Genomic DNA, 17,111 nt, shown 5'->3' on the forward strand with positions numbered 1-17,111 from the left:
CGGATAATGTAGTGGAGTTGCTGCTGCATCAGTTGCAGAAATTGTCGGAAGCAACACAGCAAATTCTCTCGATCGCGGCTTGTGTCGGGGCTGAATTTGACCTGGAGACATTGGCGATTGTGTGTGAAGAATCCCCGAAAGCAATTTCCCAGGATTTACTCGCAGCGATTCAGGCTGAATTGATTCAGCCTCTCTCTGAATTAGATGAGAACTTGTTCGTTCAAGAGTATAAGTTTTTGCACGATCGCGTCCAGCAAGCGGCTTATGCTTTGATAGATGAGTCGCAGAAACAAGTGGTTCATCTGCAAATTGGTCGTAATCTCCTCGAAAAAACGTTACCAGAACAGCGATTAGAGCGGTTGTTTGAGATTGTCGATCATCTTAATCATGGAATTGAGATTGTCTGTGATCAAGCCAAACGTAATGAGATTGCTCGATTGAATTTGATAGCAGGTCAGAAAGCGAAGGCAGCAACGGCTTATGAAGCAGCTTTTAAGTATTTCACGACAGGGCTGCAACTCCTCAATCCAGAGAGTTGGCAGAGTGAGTATGACCTGACCTTAGCGCTGTACTCAGAAGCAGCAGAAGCAGCATATCTTCAGGGTCGCTTTGATGAGATGGAACAATTCGTAGAAGTGGTACTCGCTCGTGCCAAAACAGTGGTTGACAAAGTGCAGGCTTACGATAGCAGAATTCAAGGATATTTGTCACAGGGCAACCTAAAAGAAGCACTAAAAACTGGATTGGAAGCGTTAAAGCTCTTGGGAATAGATTTAATAGAAAATCCAAGTCAGGCAGATATTCAAAGGGAATTGGAGTCAACGGCTGCACTACTTGCTGAACGAGAAATCGAAGACTTGATTAATTTACCAGAGATGACTGCACCAGAACCGCTGGCAGCAATGTCAATCCTAGCGAGTATCGGGGCTGCTGCATTTTTAACGTTACCAGCACTGGTGATACTGATTACTTTCAAAACGGTAAATTTATCAATCAACTACGGCAATGCTATCTGGTCATCACTGTTTTATGCTGGCTACGGGTTTGTTCTATGTGGAGTTGTTCAAGACATTAAACTCGGTTATGAGTTCGGCAAATTGGCTCTCAGTTTGGCAGAAAGATTGAATACCAGAGGAAATGCTAGAACCTTAATGTTTTCAAATGTCAATATCATACCCTGGAAGATGCATCTTAAAGACACAATACCCATGCTGGCTGATGCCTACCAAAATGGAGTGGAAACTGGAGACTTTGAAACTGCTGGTTATGCTGCATATTACGTGTGCTATAACTCATTTTTTGCTGGAGAGGAACTTACCCAACTGGAACAAAAAACAGCAGTTTACAGCAAGTTGATTAACCAAATTAGACGAGAAAGTCCCTCGAATTGGCTGGCAATATTGCGGCAGACTATTTTTAATTTGCAAGATAGGCCTGAGAATTCCAGTCACTTAGTTAGTAGGCTACAGAATGAAGAACAGGCGTTATCACACGCTATTGCAGTTGAAGATGGAACTGCAATCCAGATACTCTATTTGCACAAAGTCATGTTGTGTTATCTATTTGAAGAACACCATCAAGCTGAACAAACTGCTATTTTGGCAAGGCAACATTTTGAAGAGGCGACAGCAATATCGGTTCTACCTATATTCTGTTTCTATCATTCGCTGGCGCTTTTGAGCCTATCGCCTGATGCTTCAAACTCTGAAAAAGCAGCTTGGCTAAACTGTGTTAACACCAACCAAGAAAAGATGCAAAAATGGGCAGAACATGCCCCGATGAATTATCTACATAAATTTCATCTAGTCGAGGCAGAAAAAGCGCGAGTCTTAGGGCAATTTCTTGAGGCTGAAGAGCTTTATGAACAAGCGATCGCAGGTGCTGCCGAGAATGAGTATATCCAGGAAGAAGCACTCGCTTATGAATTAGCGGCTAAACATTATCTGGCGCGAGGTCGAGAAAAGTTTGCTCAGACCTACATGAAGGAAGCTCACTACTGCTATGAACGATGGGGAGCGATCGCGAAAGTTAAAGACTTAGAAACTCGCTACCCGCAGTTCTTTCCTCAATCATCGGATGTGACTTACACGCCAATCCATGCAACTTCTAGAACTACTTCTGCTCGCTTAGACAACGCGATCGATTTAGCGACGGTACTGAAAGCGGCTCAAGCTCTCTCAGAAATCACCCACCTCGATCGATTAATTGCCACGTTGATGCAGGTGGTCATCGAAAATGCCGGAGCCGAACGGGGCGCTCTGATTCTCCTAGAAGACGATCAACTCACTGTGTCGGCTCAATGCAGCGGAAGTAAACAGTGTGATCCAGACAGGCTTGCTGTTGTTGATTGTGCAACGATTCCTCTCTCTGTCATTCACTCGGTAGAACGGACTCAAGAAACTTTAGTGCTTGATGATGCCGTCAGCGAACCGTCTTTTTCAACTGATCCTTACATTCAACACCAACAGACGCGATCGCTGCTCTGTATGCCCATTCTCAAGCAAAGTCAGTTGATCGGCATCCTTTATCTGGAGAACAATCTTAATGCTGGAGTATTTACTAGCGATCGCTTGCAGATCCTTAAACTATTGATTGCTCAGGCAGCGATTTCACTAGAAAATGCTCGGCTGTATGAACAGTTAGCAAACTATGCCGAAATACTGGAAAGGAAGGTAGAAGAACGAACTCAAGCCTTGCAGCAGGAGATTGCTGAACGCCAACAAACAGAAGCCGCATTGAGACAAAGTGAAGCGAATTATCGCAACCTGCTACAAACCGCGAATTCCATTATCATTCGCTATGATCCGCAAGGACGGATTCGCTATATCAACGATTATGGAGTAAAACTCCTGGGCTATGAAGAACACGAGATTTTAGGGCGAACCGTATTTGAAACCATCATTCCAGAAATCGAACTCTCTGGACGCGATATGAGACCCTTTGTCCGTGATTTACTTCGTAATCCTCAATCGTACCCGCAAGGCGAGGGTGAAAACCTGTGTCGAGACGGTCGGCGAGTTTGGGTTGTTTGGTCAAATCAAGCCATCTTCAATGAGCAGGGAGAGTGCGTTGAAATCTTATCGGTTGGCAATGACACTACCCAACGTAGACAAGCAGAAGAGGCATTACAACGCAGTGAAGCTAAATTCCGAGCTATCTTTGCAAACTCCCAGGTTGGCATCTACCGCACCCGCACCTGTGATGGATTAATTCTTGATGCCAATCAACGCTTTGCCGATCTGTTTGGCTTTGATTCACCAGAGGAGATGATCGGGCTGGAACACACCGTAGGCTATTGGGTCAATCCCACCGATCGCGAACAAGGCATTGAGGTGATGAAGCGGAATGGGGAAGTGCGAAGCTTTGAAGCACAGATGCGAAAACGAGATGGGACAGTGTTTTGGGGACTTTTTTCTTCTTATTTGAATGCAGCCGATGACTACATCGAAGGGGTGATTGCAGATATTAGCGATCGCAAACAAGCAGAAGCAGCATTACGGCAAAGTGAAGCAAATTACCGCAACTTGGTAAAAACCGCGAATTCAATCATCGCTCGATTCGATACGCAGGGGCGAATTCGATACATGAACGATTATGGGCTAAAGTTCTTTGGCTATGAAGAGCACCAGATTCTAGGGCTTACCCTACTCGAAACGATCATTCCCGAAACCGAACGCTCCGGGCGCGATCTCAAACCCTTTGTCCAAGAATTACTTCGCAATCCTGAAACTTACCTGCAAACCGAGAATGAAAATCTATGTCGAGACGGCAGGCGAGTTTGGGTTGCCTGGTCAAATCAAGCGATTTTGAACGAACAGGGAGAGCTAGTTGAAATTTTATCGGTTGGACATGACATCACCCAGCGTAAAGAAGCAGAAGAGGCATTACAACGTAGTGAAACCAAGTTCCGCAATATCTTTGAAAATTCGCAGATCGGTATCTACCGAACCCGCCTCTCGGATGGGTTAATCCTCGATGCCAATCAACGCTTTGCAAATCTGTTTGGCTTTGATTCACCAGAGGAAGTGATTGGGCTGAAACACACCACAGACTGTTATGTGAACCCCAGCGATCGCCAACACGCCCTTGAGTTGCTGAAGCGCGATGGTGAATTGAAAAACTTTGAAGCACAACTGCAAAAACGAGACGGCACACTGTTTTGGGGACTTTACTCAACTCGGCTGAATTCAGCCGATGAATACATCGAAGGCGTGATTGCGGATATTAGCGATCGCAAACAAGCAGAAGTCGCGCTGCAAGCCTCTGAAGCAGAACTACGGGCGCTCTTTTCAGCCATTCCCGATCCAATGTGTACCTTCAATGCTGAAGGGCAAGTGATCTGCGTAACCGAAGGGCATCCATCATATAGAGAGTTGTATAAAGAGGAACTTGTTGGCAAAACACTGCATCAACTCTTTGCGAAAGAACAAGCTGATGAATTACTGGGTTACATTCAGCAGGTACTGAGAACCCAACAAGTCCTCACCGTTGAATACAGTCAGTGGCTATCTGGACGAGAAATCTGGTTTTCGGCTCGCATTGCCCCGATTCAGCACGAGCAGGTGATTTGGCTGGCGCGAAATATTATGCTGCAAAAGCAAGCAGAAGCAGCTTCGATTGTGGAAGAACGCAACCGCATGGCACGCGAAATTCACGACACGCTTGCTCAGGCGTTTACAGGCATTCTGGCTCAGGTCGGTGCGGCAAAACAGGTACTAACAGATGATGTAGAAGCAACTGAAGCACATCTAGACCTGATCAAAGAATTGGCACGAACTGGACTGATTGAAGCGCGGCGATCGGTCGTTGCGCTCCGTCCTCAACTTTTGGAGGAGGGCAGTTTACAGAGCGCCCTACATCGTCTCGTCGCTCAGCTTAGAACTGCTGCATTGGATACCACTTTATATTATGAGATCGAGGGTGCAGTGTATTCTCTGCCGACTGAAGTTGAGAATAACCTACTGCGGATTGGGCAGGAAGCCTTAACCAATGCGATTAAACACGCCAATGCTGACGAAATTCGAGTGGAACTAAGATACGATCGCGATCAGGTTTGCTTGCGCGTGAAGGACAATGGGCAGGGCTTTGGAGTGGGGACTGTTCCATCTTTTGAAGGTTTTGGCTTACTTGGCATGAGCGAACGGGCAGAGCGTATCGGCGCACAACTCACGATTCGGAGCCAACCTGGACAAGGAACAGAGATGATTGTCACCGTCGATCGAGAGGCATCACGATGAGCCAAGCCACGATCATTCGAGTTCTGATTGCGGATGATCATGCGATCTTTCGGCAAGGATTAGCCACGATTATTAACCGTGATCCAGAGATGAACGTGATTGCTCAGGCTGAGAATGGGGAACAGGCGATCGCGCTATTTGAAGAACATCAACCGGATGTCACACTGATGGATCTGCGAATGCCAGAAGTGGAAGGAGTTGCCGCGATCGGTGCAATTTGTGCTGCTACTAAATCGGCTCGGATTATTGTGCTGACTACGTATGATAGTGACGAAGATATCTATCGGGGATTGCAGGCAGGCGCAAAAGGATATCTGTTGAAAGAAACTGAACCGGACGAGTTGCTGAATGCCATTCGCACCGTTCATCGGGGTCAGAAGTATATTCCGCCCGATGTGGGAGCAAAGCTGGTACAGCGCCTCAGCAATCCAGAACTGAGTGAAAGAGAACTAGAAGTCCTCCGCTCACTGGCACAGGGGATGAATAATGCCGAGATTGCGGCGGCTTTGAGTATCGGCGAAGGCACGGTTAAATCTCATGTTAATCGGATTTTGAATAAGTTAGATGTCAGCGATCGCACCCAAGCGGTGATTGTTGCCGTTAAACGCGGCATTGTCAGTTTGTAGGGTTGTACTTCCGATCGAGTTCGGATTCTAACTTAAGTTATAGTCAGCCTTCTACTTTGCGATCGCATCGTTACTCTATCAATTTATACTGTAAAAGTTTTAACTCGCTATAGACGACGGATGGAAAGCAATTTCCTATATTAAATGTATGCAAACAAAGATGCAGTCAATGGATTGAGCAAGTTAATTGGAGCAGAAATAGCAACCTTGTATCGTTGGTTCGAGAACGTGGGTTACGCAGCGAACTTTGCCTAATTTCAGCGCCTATTTCCTAGCCTAACCAATCTTGCATCTTATTTGCAGGATCACGATCAGGCAAATCATGCTTCTTGAGAGCCGTAAACCTGATCGGATTTTCAACCCTAACACAGTGGAGATAAATCTATGACTTCTACCCCCACAGCCACAGCGACAGACCCAATGCTACGCCAAGGCGATTCTGGTGCTGCTGTCACTGAGCTACAACAATTGCTGAATGCGAAGGGAGCAAACATTGCAGTTGATGGAGACTTTGGAGATGCGACTCGCGCCGCAGTGGTTAAGTTCCAGCAGCAGAATCGCATTGCTGTAGATGGCATCGTTGGCCCTCAAACTTGGCAAGCTCTTCGTCGAGGTGCGCCCATTCGACTGACTGATGCAGCCAATTACTACGAGCCATCGAACTACCCCTATCAAAAAACGGCATTTGAATGGTTGCAATCGCAACTCTCTAGTTCAGTGCTAGGGGAATTTGCTCGTCGCTGGCGAAACCTACGCTAACGCAGCAACCCCCGTTCTCAAAGTTATTCAACCCACGTTCAAATTGCTGACGCTGGGAATGCCCTAAATCATCAGGTTTTTCCCAGCTTTTATTGCCAGGTTCCATGTTTGATGCAGATGTAGAAAAATGAACGACGATCGTAGCCACAGTTCCTTACTTGTACCCCCGTCAACTCAAGATTGGATGCAAGGTGTGCTGAGCGCCAAGGTCGTGCTGGTGATGTATGGAGATTATCAAGACTCCAAAAGTGCAGAGGTTTACAAGCTGATTCAAGGGATCAAACGAGAGCTGAGTGCGTCTTCTGGAGCGGATGATTTATGCTTTATCTTCCGTCACTTTCCGCAAGCACAAATTCATCCTCATGCTCAACGGGCTGCCCAAGCTGCCGAAGCCGCCGCTGCCCAAGGACAGTTTTGGTTAATGCACGATACTTTATTTGCCCATCAACAGAAGTTGGAAAACGGTTATCTTGTTGAGTACGCCAATGATTTAGGGCTTGATATTCCTCAGTTTCTCAAAGACTTGTCTAAACAAGTGCATGTCGATCGCATCAATGAAGATATTGAAGGCGGATTGAACAGTGGAGTAACGGCTGCTCCAGCTCTCTTCATCAATAACATTCGATATGCTGGACGCTGGAAAATGACAGAGTTGATGGCAGCAATCATGGCTGCAAGTTACTAAGCTCTATTCATATCTGACTTGTTAGTGCTAGCAACCGATCGAATGCGCGATCGCTAGCTTTTGCCTGTTTTGTTGAACAGATTGCCAATTTTTGAACCATGCTAACAACAACGATTGAATTCAAGCACAAAGGCTTAACGTGTACCCAATTGCAACAAGTCCTCGACTATATTCAGACTCACCTCGATCGAGACTTGTCGCTGGTCGAACTTGCAGAGACGCTGAATCTTAGCCCGACTTACTTTGCTAGTGCATTCAAACAAGCGATCGACATTTCTCCACACCAGTATGTGATTCAACAGCGAGTGGAACAAGCGAAATCGATGCTGTCGAAAACGGATTTGGCGATCGCAGACATCGCTCTACAAGTCGGCTTCTCCAGCCAGAGCCATTTAAACCAACAGTTTAAACGCCTCACTGGAATGACCCCAAGACAAGTTCGCTAACTCGATCACGCTACAGGAGACAAAGATGAAGATCAAAGCAATCAGAGGAAAGCAGGGAATTGGAACGGAAGGGAAAGACGCGACTTACGTCGAGGCTGCCGGGTGGGGTAAACATCGGTGGTGGCAGTATGTTCTGGGGCTGATGATCATCCTCTTTGCCTGAATGGTCGCCGCCAACTTCGCCAGTGCGATCGTCGAGGCGCTCAGTGTTTAGGAATAGATTTTGCAACGCTAGCGGGGACATATTAGGACTCACCAGTGTTGCAATTGGGCTTAGTTTGCGAGATATCCTGAGCAACTATTTTTTTTGAGCGACAGTAACCGTTTCCAAAACAACTTTTTTACTATCTTTTAGGAGGTTATTATGCAGTTCAAACCCTTTTACAGTCTGATCGGTAGCGTTGTGAGTCTAGCTACAGTTGTTTCAGCAGCCGTGGCGCAAACTGCTCCAGCCAGTTCCGTTCGCAGTTCGGTGCTAAATCCTTGCCCTGGCATCTACTATGAGGAGCCTCACAACAGTTTGCGGGTGGTTCCACAGGGTTGTCCTCCCAATACAGCCACTCGCTTGCTTAACGAACCAGGACGACTGCCCAGTTCAGCGACGCTGCCTCAAGTACAACCTGCTCAACCAGCGCCGCAACAACAAGCTGCCTTAACCGCGATCTTGCCTCAAGCGGGACGAGTCAATGTGCGAATGCGGAACGCCATGAATACCGAGGTGACTTACCAGGTGATTGGGCAGACTGGGCAACGCACCTTAGCGGGCGGTCAGGCAGTGAATCTCCAGAATCTGCCTGCTCCCGTAACGATGACGTTTGTGCGACCTGATGGCGGATTGGTGCGAGTGACCCCGATCGCAGGGGCTGACGTAGGCGTTCTCGTGATTGCAGTTAACGAAGCAAGTGGTTTAAACACCAGTCAAACGACGCTCAGAATTCAGGGCAACGGCGGCGTTTTTGCCTACTAAGAGACTTGAGGACTAGAGAGAATCTAGGAGTTAATCACCATGTCTAAAGTGTCTTCTCACCACCCACAGGATCAGGGAAAGCCCCCCGCCGACTCTTCAGAGCGGTTCGCACCTAACAAGCCCTCTCGTCCGGGCTGGCTCGAAATCATTGTGAGTCTCGTTGTCTATGCGATCGTCGGGTTCGTCGGTGTCTCACAGTTCAAGCGGCTCGGTCTCGATCCTGGGGTTTACGGTCTAATTTTGACTTCCTGGACGGGTGTCGCCGCGATCGTTGCGTTCGTGGTGGCGGCACGGCTGCGGATTCGTTCCCTAAGCGCCTTCGGTGTGCGCCGCACCTCTGTTCGCTGGCTCGTGATTGGGGTTGGAGTCGGAGTGGTTGCCTTCGTGCTCAAGAGTTTTGCGATCCTGGCCTGGGTTCAAATCACCGGGGACACGAACAATGTCCAGGATGTTTACGGAGATGGCGCTCGCGGCGGGGTACTCTCTCTGGTTTTAACGACATTTTTCATCGCCGTCTTCTCACCCCTTGGCGAGGAACTGCTCTATCGCGGCATCGTCACCAACGCGCTGCTGCGCTACGGTCCGTTCGTTGGGGTCGTGGGCAGCACTGCGATCTTCGCTCTCATGCATGGTATCAACAACATCTTCCCCGCTGCCGTGGTGGCTGGTCTCGCTACCGCCGAGGTCTTTCGTCGCAGTGGATCGATCTGGCCCGGTCTCGTCGTCCACGTCGTCTTCAACCTGCCCTCGTTTCTGCTCATGGTGTTGTTCACCAGCACGGGCTGACCTGATGCCTCTTCAAGTCAATCTCAAGTCAATCAGATATCAAGTGACAGCAAGATAGAGTCAAACGTACTGAACAAAGGAACACAATGAATCAGCCCAAGTTTTTTGTCACCCCCGGTTATGGGGAACTGCTGAATAAATTGCATTACTCGCAAGCGGTCAAGATTGGCGATCGAGTAGAGACATCAGGTCAAGGTGGGGTGGATGACAATCTGCAAATTCCCGAATTGCTTGCGGATGAGATTGCTCAGTCGTTTCGGAATGTAGAGCGAACCTTAGCATCTGCTGGAGCGGGTTGGGAGCATGTTGTCCACGTTAATTCTTACCATGTTGGCGGGTTTCCTCCAGAGGTTAACGATGTGATGGTCAAGCTATTTCGTCATTACATGCCCAACCATGCCCCCATTTGGACAGAGGTCGGAGTCGCGGCTCTTGCACTTCCAATGATGCGGATTGAAATTCGCGTTACTGCCATTGTTTAGTGAGGTTTGCACAGGTGGTAGCAGGGTCATTCGAGCGATTGTTAGCGACCCCATCGAACCCTGAAAACAATCGCAAAGACAACTAGCGATCAGATCCAAGCACTACATACACGCACAAATCAAGGTGACAAAGATGAAGTTTAGAGCAATCAAAGGACATCAGGGAAGCGGAACGGAAGTGAAAGATGCGACTTACGTGGAGGCTGCCGGGTGGGGTAAGTATCGGTGGTGGCGGTATGTTCTGGGGCTGATGATCATCCTCTTTGCCTGGATGGTCGTCGCCAACTTCGCTAGTGCGCTCGTCGCGCTTGCGATCGGCGGCAAGGAGGGTGCCGCGGCGCTCGGTCGGCTGGATTACGCCGCGTTCGGTTCCGTGGGGGGCTTCGTCGTGGTCATGGCAGGTTTTCCGGTATTCCTCGCGGGAATCCTCATCGCCGTCACCCTCATTCACCAGCGTCATCCCCGGACGCTCGTTACGGCGCGGGAGAAGATCAGTTGGACTCGCGTCGGTCACGGGTTTGTGGCTGGGTTCGTGCCGTGGGTGCTGCTCGGCGGGTTGGGGCAGTACCTCCTCTACCCCGATACCTTCTCCTTCAACTCCGACCTCAAGACGTTCGCGCTCTTCGTGCCGATCGCGCTGATCCTCACCGCAATCCAGACGACCACCGAGGAGCTTTTCTTTCGCGGGTACATCGTACAGGGCGCGAGCCTGATCTGGTCTAACCGCGTGTTTCTGTCGATCGTGTCGGCTGTAATCTTCACCCTGCCGCACGCCACCAATCCAGAGTCACAAGAGGGTGGCTGGATCGGGATGTTCCTCGGACTCTTCGTCGGCACGGGTCTGCTGTATGCGATCGTTTCATTGATCGATGGCACGACCGAGCTTGCGATCGGCGCACACTTCGCCAACAACATCGCGTACTTTCTCTTGTTCAACTGGTCCGGCAGCTTCTTTGCCGCGCCAGCCTTGTTCAGCATCAGCGAGTACCATGCGAGATTCTACGACATCATCTCTATTGTGCTGATTCCCATCTTCCTGGCGATCGTTTTCTGGGTGTTCAAACGCGACAAGGCATCCGAACCCGTTTCCCAGAGCGATCTGAATAGTCATCGGTAATCCCGTCAAACCCTGAGAAAACTAGCAAAGGCAATAGCAATCAGATCCAAGCACTATATCCACGCACGAGTCAAGGAGACAAAGATGAAGTTCAAAGCAATCAAAGGACATCAGGGAATCGGAACGGAAGTGAAAGACGCGACTTATGTGGAGGCTGCCCGGTGGGGTAAATATCGGGGGTGGCGGTATGTTCTGGGACTGGTGGTCATCCTCTTTGCGTGGCTGGTGGTCGGGACTGGTGCCAGCGTACTCGTCGCATTCGCGTTCAGCGGACAGCCGGATTACACCGTGCTTAATCCTTTCGGGAAGTTCCTGTTTGTTATGGTAGGCTTCCCATTTTTCCTTGCGGGGGTTCTGATCGCCGTTACCCTTATCCACCGTCGTCATCCCCTGACGCTCGTCACGGCGCAGAAGAAGATAAGCTGGCACCGCGTCGGCCAGGGGTTTGTGGCTTGGTTCGTTCCAGTGTGTCTGATAGGCGGGCTGGGACAATACCTTCTTTACCCCGACACCTTTTCCTTCAACTCCGACCTCGCGTCGTTCGCGCTCTTCGTGCCGCTGGCACTGGTACTCATCGCGATCCAGACCACCACCGAGGAGCTGTTCTTTCGCGGCTACATCGTGCAGGGGGCGAGCATGATCTGGAGCAACCGCATCTTTCTGGCGATCGTGTCGGCTGTGATATTCACCCTGCCGCACCTCGCCAACCCGGAGGCGATCTCAGGTGGCTGGCTCACGGTCTTTTTCAACTACTTCCTCGTTCCGGGTCTGTTGTGGACCGTGGTCTCGTTGATTGACGGAACCACCGAACTCGCCATCGGCGTACACTTCGCGAACAACATCGGCGGCATACTCCTGATCAACGCACCTGGAACCGCCGTGAACACGCCAGCTCTGTTCACCGTCAGTGAGTTCCGCGCGACCTACGTGGCGCTATCGGTGCTGGTGATAGTCCCCATATTCCTGGCGATCGCCTATGGGGTTTTCAAACGCGACAAGGTATCCGAAGCCGTTTCCCAGAGCGATCGGAATAGTCGTTGGTGATTTCATCGGTTCGTCATCAAAGCAGCACACCTCAATCAGGAATTCATCATGCAATATCTTGCACAGGACTTAATCCTTCTTGCACTCAATCCCGAAACTGGGAAAACTCGCTTCTCTTGGTACTCTGCACTCGACTATGGCTTGGTCGGCTCTTTGTTACTAGACTTAGTCCTGCAAGGCAAACTTGAGATCGACAACGACAATCGGGTGATCGGTGCGATCGCAGGCAACACAGACAATGAATTCTTAGATCAACGCCTCAGTGAGGTTCTAGCATCGTCTCGTCCTCGAACTGCAAGGTTCTGGGTGACTCATTGGAGACGAAGATACCTAGGAATTCAAACGATTGTGTTGCAGAACTTAGTTGATTTAGGTGTTTTAGAACGACAAGAGCAACGCATTCTTGGACTGTTCCCAACGCAGCGATATTTTTTAACCGATGAATCCATTCAACGCGAGATTGTCCAGCAAGTTCGTGCAGCCGTGTTAGAAGGCATTGGACTGGATTCTCGGATGGCAGCATTGATTAGTTTGATGCAAGCCTCTCACCTAACCGATGCGGTGTTTAGACCTGAAGAACGTCTGACCGCGCGATCGCGAATTAAGGCGATCTCAAGAGAGGAGTTGGTTGGTCAAGCAGTTTCAAAGGCAATTTTCGCCGTTCAAGCGATCGCAACTCTGGGCGCAATCAATGTCAGATAAAATTGAACTCGCACTTCACCCACCTTGCCACGGAGACGCGAACAGGACATGGAGCAGGCAAGCCCATCGGCCATCCATCACCAAATATCGGAGCTAAAACATGTCACGCAAAACGATCGCTACCAAAGACCAGTCTCCACAACGACCACTTGCTCCCAGTGCCAAACACCCGCTTCGGCGATTTCTTCGCAAACCCTTTCAGATCATTCGCACTAATTTTCGCGCCTACCTCGCTATCAACGCCATTGTGTATGGCTTAGTCATCATCGGGTTGGTAGCGGCGATGGTCTTCCCCAACCTGAGCGCAACTCAGGTAGCCATCCTGGAAGACAGCGGAACGGCGGATCTTGTCCGATCGCTAGTCAATAACCCCTGGCTATTCTCGCTGACCATCCTGGGAGTCAACGTCACAACTGGCGCGCTGTGGATCGTGCTCCCTTCGCTGATCGTTCCCTTTACTGGCATTGCCATGTTTGCGTATAAGACGTTCACTCTCGGTTTAGGCATGGCTCCGACTACCAAGATTATGGCGGTGGCACTGATCCCGCACTCGCTGACGATACTCATCGAATTTCAAGCTTACGCCCTCCTGATGTTTGGCGCATACATCCTTGGTCGGTCTTGGGTTCGCCCCGCAACTATCGGGACTCGGAACCATCGTCAGGGTTACGTCCGCGGGTTGCAACAGCTCGGTTGGGTGAGTCTGTCCACGCTCCCACTGTTCATCGTCGGTGCGATCTGGGAGGCGTTCTCGCTCCGCTACCTGGTTCATCCGCTGACCCAATGGTTGTTGTAGCCAGTAGGGTGAGTACTGCCCACAAAACCTTACTGGACAATCGCTAGTGATTGATGGTGGATACACAGCGAACTGAAGACCATCAAGCTAGTAGTTTTTGGACAGTTGCAGCTCGTCGAATATTTGTTTCAAAAACTTCTGCTGTGTAGAGCAGAGGAATGCTCAAAAATCTAATTAGGAGATTCAAATGATCCTAGTAACTGGCGCAACTGGAAATAACGGTCTGGAGGTACTCAAGCGTCTCGCCTCGCAAAGCGTTCAAGCTCGCGCGATGGTGCGCGATGCCTCTGGCACACGGGAACGTGCTCGCAATCGAGCCAAGGCAATTGCAGATCTGGGCATCGAAATGGTCGAGGCTGATTTCGATCGCCCTGAAACACTGCTCTCTGCCCTGGCAGGGGTCGATCGAGCCTTCCTCGTCACCAACTCAACAGAACGCGCCGAAGCGCAACAACTTGCGTTTGTCGAAGCAGCGAAACAAAGCGGTGTCAAGCATATCGTTAAACTGTCGCAGTTCGCCGCCAATGCAGACTCACCCGTGCGTTTTTTGCGCTACCATGCGGCTGTCGAATCGGCAATCCAAGCAACCCAGATGGCGTATACGTTTCTGCGCCCCAATCTATTTATGCAGGGCTTGTTAAACTTCCGATCGTTGATCGTTGAGCAAAACACCTTTTACGCTGCGATCGGTGATGCGAAGGTGAGCGTAGTAGATGTTCGTGACATTGCTGACGTTGCTGTAGCTGCTCTGACCGAAGCTGGGCATGAAGGAAAGATTTACGATCTCACGGGTTCGCAGGCGCTAACACATACCGAGATGGCAGAATATCTCTCTGCTGCCCTGAAGCGTCAGATTGCGTTTGTCGATATCCCACCCGAACAGATGCGGGAAGCAATGGTCGGCTTTGGGATGCCAGCTTGGCAAGCCGATGGACTGATTGAAGATTACGCCCACTATCAACGCAATGAGGCAGCAGCGATCGCTTCAGGGATAGAGGGTGCGACTGGCAAAGCGCCGCGTCAGTTTAAGGACTTTGCTCACGATTATGCAACGGCATTTAGCTGACTTCCGAAATTGAACGATCGACAAGTGTAGCTCTAGCCGTTCACAACCCTAGTTCGATAATATGATTCGAGTGCCTAAAAAAGACTAGTTCTACTCATGTTGCTTGTTTCTTCTAAGTGTTTTACTGACTGTTGGTTGCACAGGCATTAATTCCGGGAGTAGAGAAGTCATCTCAAACTGCCCAATAGCTCCGTCGAGCGAGATTACAACAGCCGCGATTGTGGGTGCAATTAATGTCAGATGAAATCATTAGGGATCTGGAAGAGATCAAGCATTGGAACTCAGTACACTTCAGATCAATGCAACGAAATTAATGCTAGGAGAAGCACAATGATACTTCAGGATAAAGTGGCGTTACCAAGTTGTCATTCTCTATCTTGGCATTGTGTCTATCCAGTATTCTGATGTCTCTGGAGATCAATTCAATGGTAGTTTTGAAACAATTTGGGATTCTATTTGCGTTGGGCATTGCGGGAATTGCGATGCTTACGATTACGTCGGTTCCATTCGTTGAGCGACAATTGGCGAAACTGTCTCCAGAAATGCTGGCAGAAGTTCCTCCACTGTGGGTTTTAATGCTGCTGCAAGGACTACAGCCTACAGTTCTGCTAGCAATCACCATTCTGATTGGAATTGGCTGTGCCAATCGCGTTGGATTACGCTCACATTTGATTGATTACTGGGTACTTCATACCCCTAAGATTCCATTTTCTATCATTGAGATGAAATGGAGCTTGGGTGTGGGTGCAGCGACAACGATCACTCTCCTGTTGCTCGATCGGTTCATGAAACCTGCTCTACCTGAAGCGCTACAGGCATCCAATAACGCAGAACCGAATTGGCTGAGTTCACTTACAGCAATGCTTTATGGCGGCATCACTGAGGAAATTCTGATGCGCTGGGGCTTAATGTCGCTGCTTGTTTGGATAGCGTGGAAGGTGTTAAAACAGGGCATTACGTTGCCAAGCCAAGGGATTTACCAGGGTGCGATCGTTCTAGCCGCGTTGGTATTTGGACTTTTACACCTGCCCGCAACTGCCGCGATCGTTCCACTCACTCCGCTTGTGATTATTCGGGCGATATTACTCAATGGGATTGCTGGCATTGCTTTTGGTTGGCTCTTTTGGCAATACTCGCTTGAGGCGGCGATGTTATCCCATGTCAGCGTTCATGCCTTTTCCTTTGCTCTTAGTTTTTTGCTGGCAAGATTTGTCTAAGCTTTTTTCTAAAGCGATTTCATTGGCAAACCCGATTGTGCCTTTAACAATGCTGGAATCGATCTTGTTGTTACACCACTGCATGAACAAGCGATCGAGAATTTTGACAAGATTATGTCGATCAATGCCATAAGAATCTGGAATAAATCAAGCATTGGAACTCAGTACACTTCAGAGAAATGCAACAAAATTAACGCTAGGAGAAGCACAATGATACTTCAGAATAAGGTGGCGTTGGTTACTGGTGGAACTTCAGGAATTGGTCGTGCAACTGCGATCGCATTCGGTGCTGCTGGAGCAAAGGTAGTATTCTCAGGCAGACGCGACGCAGAAGGTGAAAAAACTGCCAAACTGATTCGTGAAACAGGCGCTGAATGCTTATACGTCCATTGAAACAAGTCCACTAACATCACAAGAATCTGACAAATCATTGTAAGAATCTGAGAGCAGTCAAGCATTGGAACTCAAGACACTTTAGATAAATAAAACCAGGAGTATTTAATCATGGTCAAAGAGCAAACTGTAGACGGACAAGCAAATTTGCAAGCAACTACCAATTTGACACCAGCCCAGGAGTCTTTGCAAGCACTTTGGGAAGAGCATTTACAGTATGAGTTTGGCACTCACAGTACTGAAGATGCCCTCGCTACGATGGTTGAAGATGCTTACGTTAACCACATCCCGATAATGACTGGGGGCATCGGGAAACCAGCACTGCGCGAGTTTTATTCCAAATACTTCATTCCACAGATCCCGCCAGACCTCGAGCTAGTTCCGATTTCGCGCACGATCGGGACAGATCAACTCGTGGATGAAATGGTGGCTAAGTTCACTCATACAATCCAGATGGACTGGATGCTACCTGGCGTTGCTCCAACCGGGAAACGGGTTGAAGTGCCAGTAGTTGCGATTATTCGGTTTCGTGACGGCAAGCTAGCTCATGAGCACATCTACTGGGATCAGGCGAGTGTATTGGTTCAAGTCGGCTTGCTCGATCCGGGGACACTTCCCGTCGTGGGCGTTGACAGTGCGCGCAAGGTACTTGATCCGAGCTTGCCCTCAAACGCACTGATCGATCGCGACTAAGTGTAGGAGCCAGCAAATATCAATACCCAAACCCGGCTCCTACAACCAGAATCGTTACTCATCCTGGTTATAGATCGAGGCGCTTCTTGTTGCTG

Annotated in this window: 17 protein-coding genes; all 17 read left to right on the top strand. The window is 49.3% G+C overall.

The features are described 5' to 3' along the window. Nucleotides 1-11 precede the first annotated feature (11 nt). The 17 genes from ACKFKF_RS22115 (at nt 12) to ACKFKF_RS22195 (ending at nt 17,016) form a co-directional block, all read left to right on the top strand. On the top strand, nt 12-5,237 hold the full coding sequence (locus ACKFKF_RS22115; RefSeq protein ID WP_446869712.1) for a PAS domain S-box protein: 5,226 nt from the start codon (nt 12-14) through the stop codon (nt 5,235-5,237). Beyond that, a complete protein-coding gene (locus ACKFKF_RS22120; protein ID WP_446869713.1) occupies nt 5,234-5,863 on the top strand; it encodes a response regulator in 630 nt (209 codons plus the stop codon). The genes ACKFKF_RS22115 and ACKFKF_RS22120 overlap by 4 nt, the downstream gene beginning before the upstream one ends. Before the next feature lie 384 nt (nt 5,864-6,247). Continuing rightward, nucleotides 6,248-6,622, top strand: a complete 375-nt coding sequence (locus tag ACKFKF_RS22125) for a peptidoglycan-binding domain-containing protein (RefSeq protein ID WP_446869714.1) — start codon at nt 6,248-6,250, stop codon at nt 6,620-6,622. A gap of 127 nt (nt 6,623-6,749) precedes the next feature. Then, nucleotides 6,750-7,307, top strand: a complete 558-nt coding sequence (locus tag ACKFKF_RS22130; protein WP_446869715.1) for a DsbA family protein — start codon at nt 6,750-6,752, stop codon at nt 7,305-7,307. A gap of 98 nt (nt 7,308-7,405) precedes the next feature. Beyond that, a complete protein-coding gene (locus ACKFKF_RS22135) occupies nt 7,406-7,753 on the top strand; it encodes an AraC family transcriptional regulator (protein ID WP_446869716.1) in 348 nt (115 codons plus the stop codon). A 25-nt stretch (nt 7,754-7,778) separates the two neighbouring features. Then, the gene (locus ACKFKF_RS22140) at nt 7,779-7,916 is read left to right on the top strand and encodes a hypothetical protein (RefSeq protein WP_446869717.1); all 138 of its coding nucleotides are present in this window, start codon (nt 7,779-7,781) and stop codon (nt 7,914-7,916) included. A 201-nt stretch (nt 7,917-8,117) separates the two neighbouring features. After that, nucleotides 8,118-8,720: a hypothetical protein gene (locus ACKFKF_RS22145; protein ID WP_446869718.1), complete on the top strand. Its 603-nt coding sequence runs from the start codon at nt 8,118-8,120 to the stop codon at nt 8,718-8,720. Between the two features lie 39 nt (nt 8,721-8,759). Continuing rightward, nucleotides 8,760-9,506 carry a CPBP family intramembrane glutamic endopeptidase gene (locus tag ACKFKF_RS22150; RefSeq protein ID WP_446869719.1) on the top strand — a complete coding sequence of 249 codons (747 nt, stop codon included), beginning with the start codon at nt 8,760-8,762 and terminating at the stop codon, nt 9,504-9,506. Nucleotides 9,507-9,592: 86 nt separating this feature from the next. Next, nucleotides 9,593-9,988, top strand: a complete 396-nt coding sequence (locus ACKFKF_RS22155; RefSeq protein WP_446869720.1) for a RidA family protein — start codon at nt 9,593-9,595, stop codon at nt 9,986-9,988. A gap of 133 nt (nt 9,989-10,121) precedes the next feature. Further along, nucleotides 10,122-11,105 carry a CPBP family intramembrane glutamic endopeptidase gene (locus ACKFKF_RS22160; protein WP_446869721.1) on the top strand — a complete coding sequence of 328 codons (984 nt, stop codon included), beginning with the start codon at nt 10,122-10,124 and terminating at the stop codon, nt 11,103-11,105. 84 nt (nt 11,106-11,189) lie between these two features. Then, nucleotides 11,190-12,149 carry a CPBP family intramembrane glutamic endopeptidase gene (locus ACKFKF_RS22165; RefSeq protein ID WP_446869722.1) on the top strand — a complete coding sequence of 320 codons (960 nt, stop codon included), beginning with the start codon at nt 11,190-11,192 and terminating at the stop codon, nt 12,147-12,149. 48 nt (nt 12,150-12,197) lie between these two features. Continuing rightward, nucleotides 12,198-12,851 (top strand): GOLPH3/VPS74 family protein, encoded by a 654-nt coding sequence (locus ACKFKF_RS22170; protein WP_446869723.1) that lies wholly within the window; start codon nt 12,198-12,200, stop codon nt 12,849-12,851. Nucleotides 12,852-12,951: 100 nt separating this feature from the next. Continuing rightward, nucleotides 12,952-13,647 carry a stage II sporulation protein M gene (locus ACKFKF_RS22175; protein ID WP_446869724.1) on the top strand — a complete coding sequence of 232 codons (696 nt, stop codon included), beginning with the start codon at nt 12,952-12,954 and terminating at the stop codon, nt 13,645-13,647. Nucleotides 13,648-13,834: 187 nt separating this feature from the next. Next, nucleotides 13,835-14,713 (top strand): SDR family oxidoreductase, encoded by an 879-nt coding sequence (locus ACKFKF_RS22180; RefSeq protein WP_446869725.1) that lies wholly within the window; start codon nt 13,835-13,837, stop codon nt 14,711-14,713. Nucleotides 14,714-15,138: 425 nt separating this feature from the next. Continuing rightward, nucleotides 15,139-15,930, top strand: a complete 792-nt coding sequence (locus ACKFKF_RS22185; protein WP_446869726.1) for a CPBP family intramembrane glutamic endopeptidase — start codon at nt 15,139-15,141, stop codon at nt 15,928-15,930. Nucleotides 15,931-16,140: 210 nt separating this feature from the next. Next, complete coding sequence (locus ACKFKF_RS22190) at nt 16,141-16,323, top strand: SDR family NAD(P)-dependent oxidoreductase (RefSeq protein WP_446869727.1); 183 nt, start codon at nt 16,141-16,143, stop codon at nt 16,321-16,323. Nucleotides 16,324-16,434: 111 nt separating this feature from the next. Next, a complete protein-coding gene (locus ACKFKF_RS22195; RefSeq protein WP_446869728.1) occupies nt 16,435-17,016 on the top strand; it encodes an ester cyclase in 582 nt (193 codons plus the stop codon). The last annotated feature ends 95 nt before the right edge of the window (nt 17,017-17,111 follow it).

Source organism: Phormidesmis sp. 146-12 (genome assembly GCF_052939495.1).

Coding starts and splice junctions, on each gene's coding strand:
- ACKFKF_RS22120 (WP_446869713.1), top strand. CDS start 5,234: ATGAGCCAAGCCACGATCATTCGAGTTCTGATTGCGGATGATCATGCG.
- ACKFKF_RS22125 (WP_446869714.1), top strand. CDS start 6,248: ATGACTTCTACCCCCACAGCCACAGCGACAGACCCAATGCTACGCCAA.
- ACKFKF_RS22130 (WP_446869715.1), top strand. CDS start 6,750: ATGAACGACGATCGTAGCCACAGTTCCTTACTTGTACCCCCGTCAACT.
- ACKFKF_RS22135 (WP_446869716.1), top strand. CDS start 7,406: ATGCTAACAACAACGATTGAATTCAAGCACAAAGGCTTAACGTGTACC.
- ACKFKF_RS22140 (WP_446869717.1), top strand. CDS start 7,779: ATGAAGATCAAAGCAATCAGAGGAAAGCAGGGAATTGGAACGGAAGGG.
- ACKFKF_RS22145 (WP_446869718.1), top strand. CDS start 8,118: ATGCAGTTCAAACCCTTTTACAGTCTGATCGGTAGCGTTGTGAGTCTA.
- ACKFKF_RS22150 (WP_446869719.1), top strand. CDS start 8,760: ATGTCTAAAGTGTCTTCTCACCACCCACAGGATCAGGGAAAGCCCCCC.
- ACKFKF_RS22155 (WP_446869720.1), top strand. CDS start 9,593: ATGAATCAGCCCAAGTTTTTTGTCACCCCCGGTTATGGGGAACTGCTG.
- ACKFKF_RS22160 (WP_446869721.1), top strand. CDS start 10,122: ATGAAGTTTAGAGCAATCAAAGGACATCAGGGAAGCGGAACGGAAGTG.
- ACKFKF_RS22165 (WP_446869722.1), top strand. CDS start 11,190: ATGAAGTTCAAAGCAATCAAAGGACATCAGGGAATCGGAACGGAAGTG.
- ACKFKF_RS22170 (WP_446869723.1), top strand. CDS start 12,198: ATGCAATATCTTGCACAGGACTTAATCCTTCTTGCACTCAATCCCGAA.
- ACKFKF_RS22175 (WP_446869724.1), top strand. CDS start 12,952: ATGTCACGCAAAACGATCGCTACCAAAGACCAGTCTCCACAACGACCA.
- ACKFKF_RS22180 (WP_446869725.1), top strand. CDS start 13,835: ATGATCCTAGTAACTGGCGCAACTGGAAATAACGGTCTGGAGGTACTC.
- ACKFKF_RS22185 (WP_446869726.1), top strand. CDS start 15,139: ATGGTAGTTTTGAAACAATTTGGGATTCTATTTGCGTTGGGCATTGCG.
- ACKFKF_RS22190 (WP_446869727.1), top strand. CDS start 16,141: ATGATACTTCAGAATAAGGTGGCGTTGGTTACTGGTGGAACTTCAGGA.
- ACKFKF_RS22195 (WP_446869728.1), top strand. CDS start 16,435: ATGGTCAAAGAGCAAACTGTAGACGGACAAGCAAATTTGCAAGCAACT.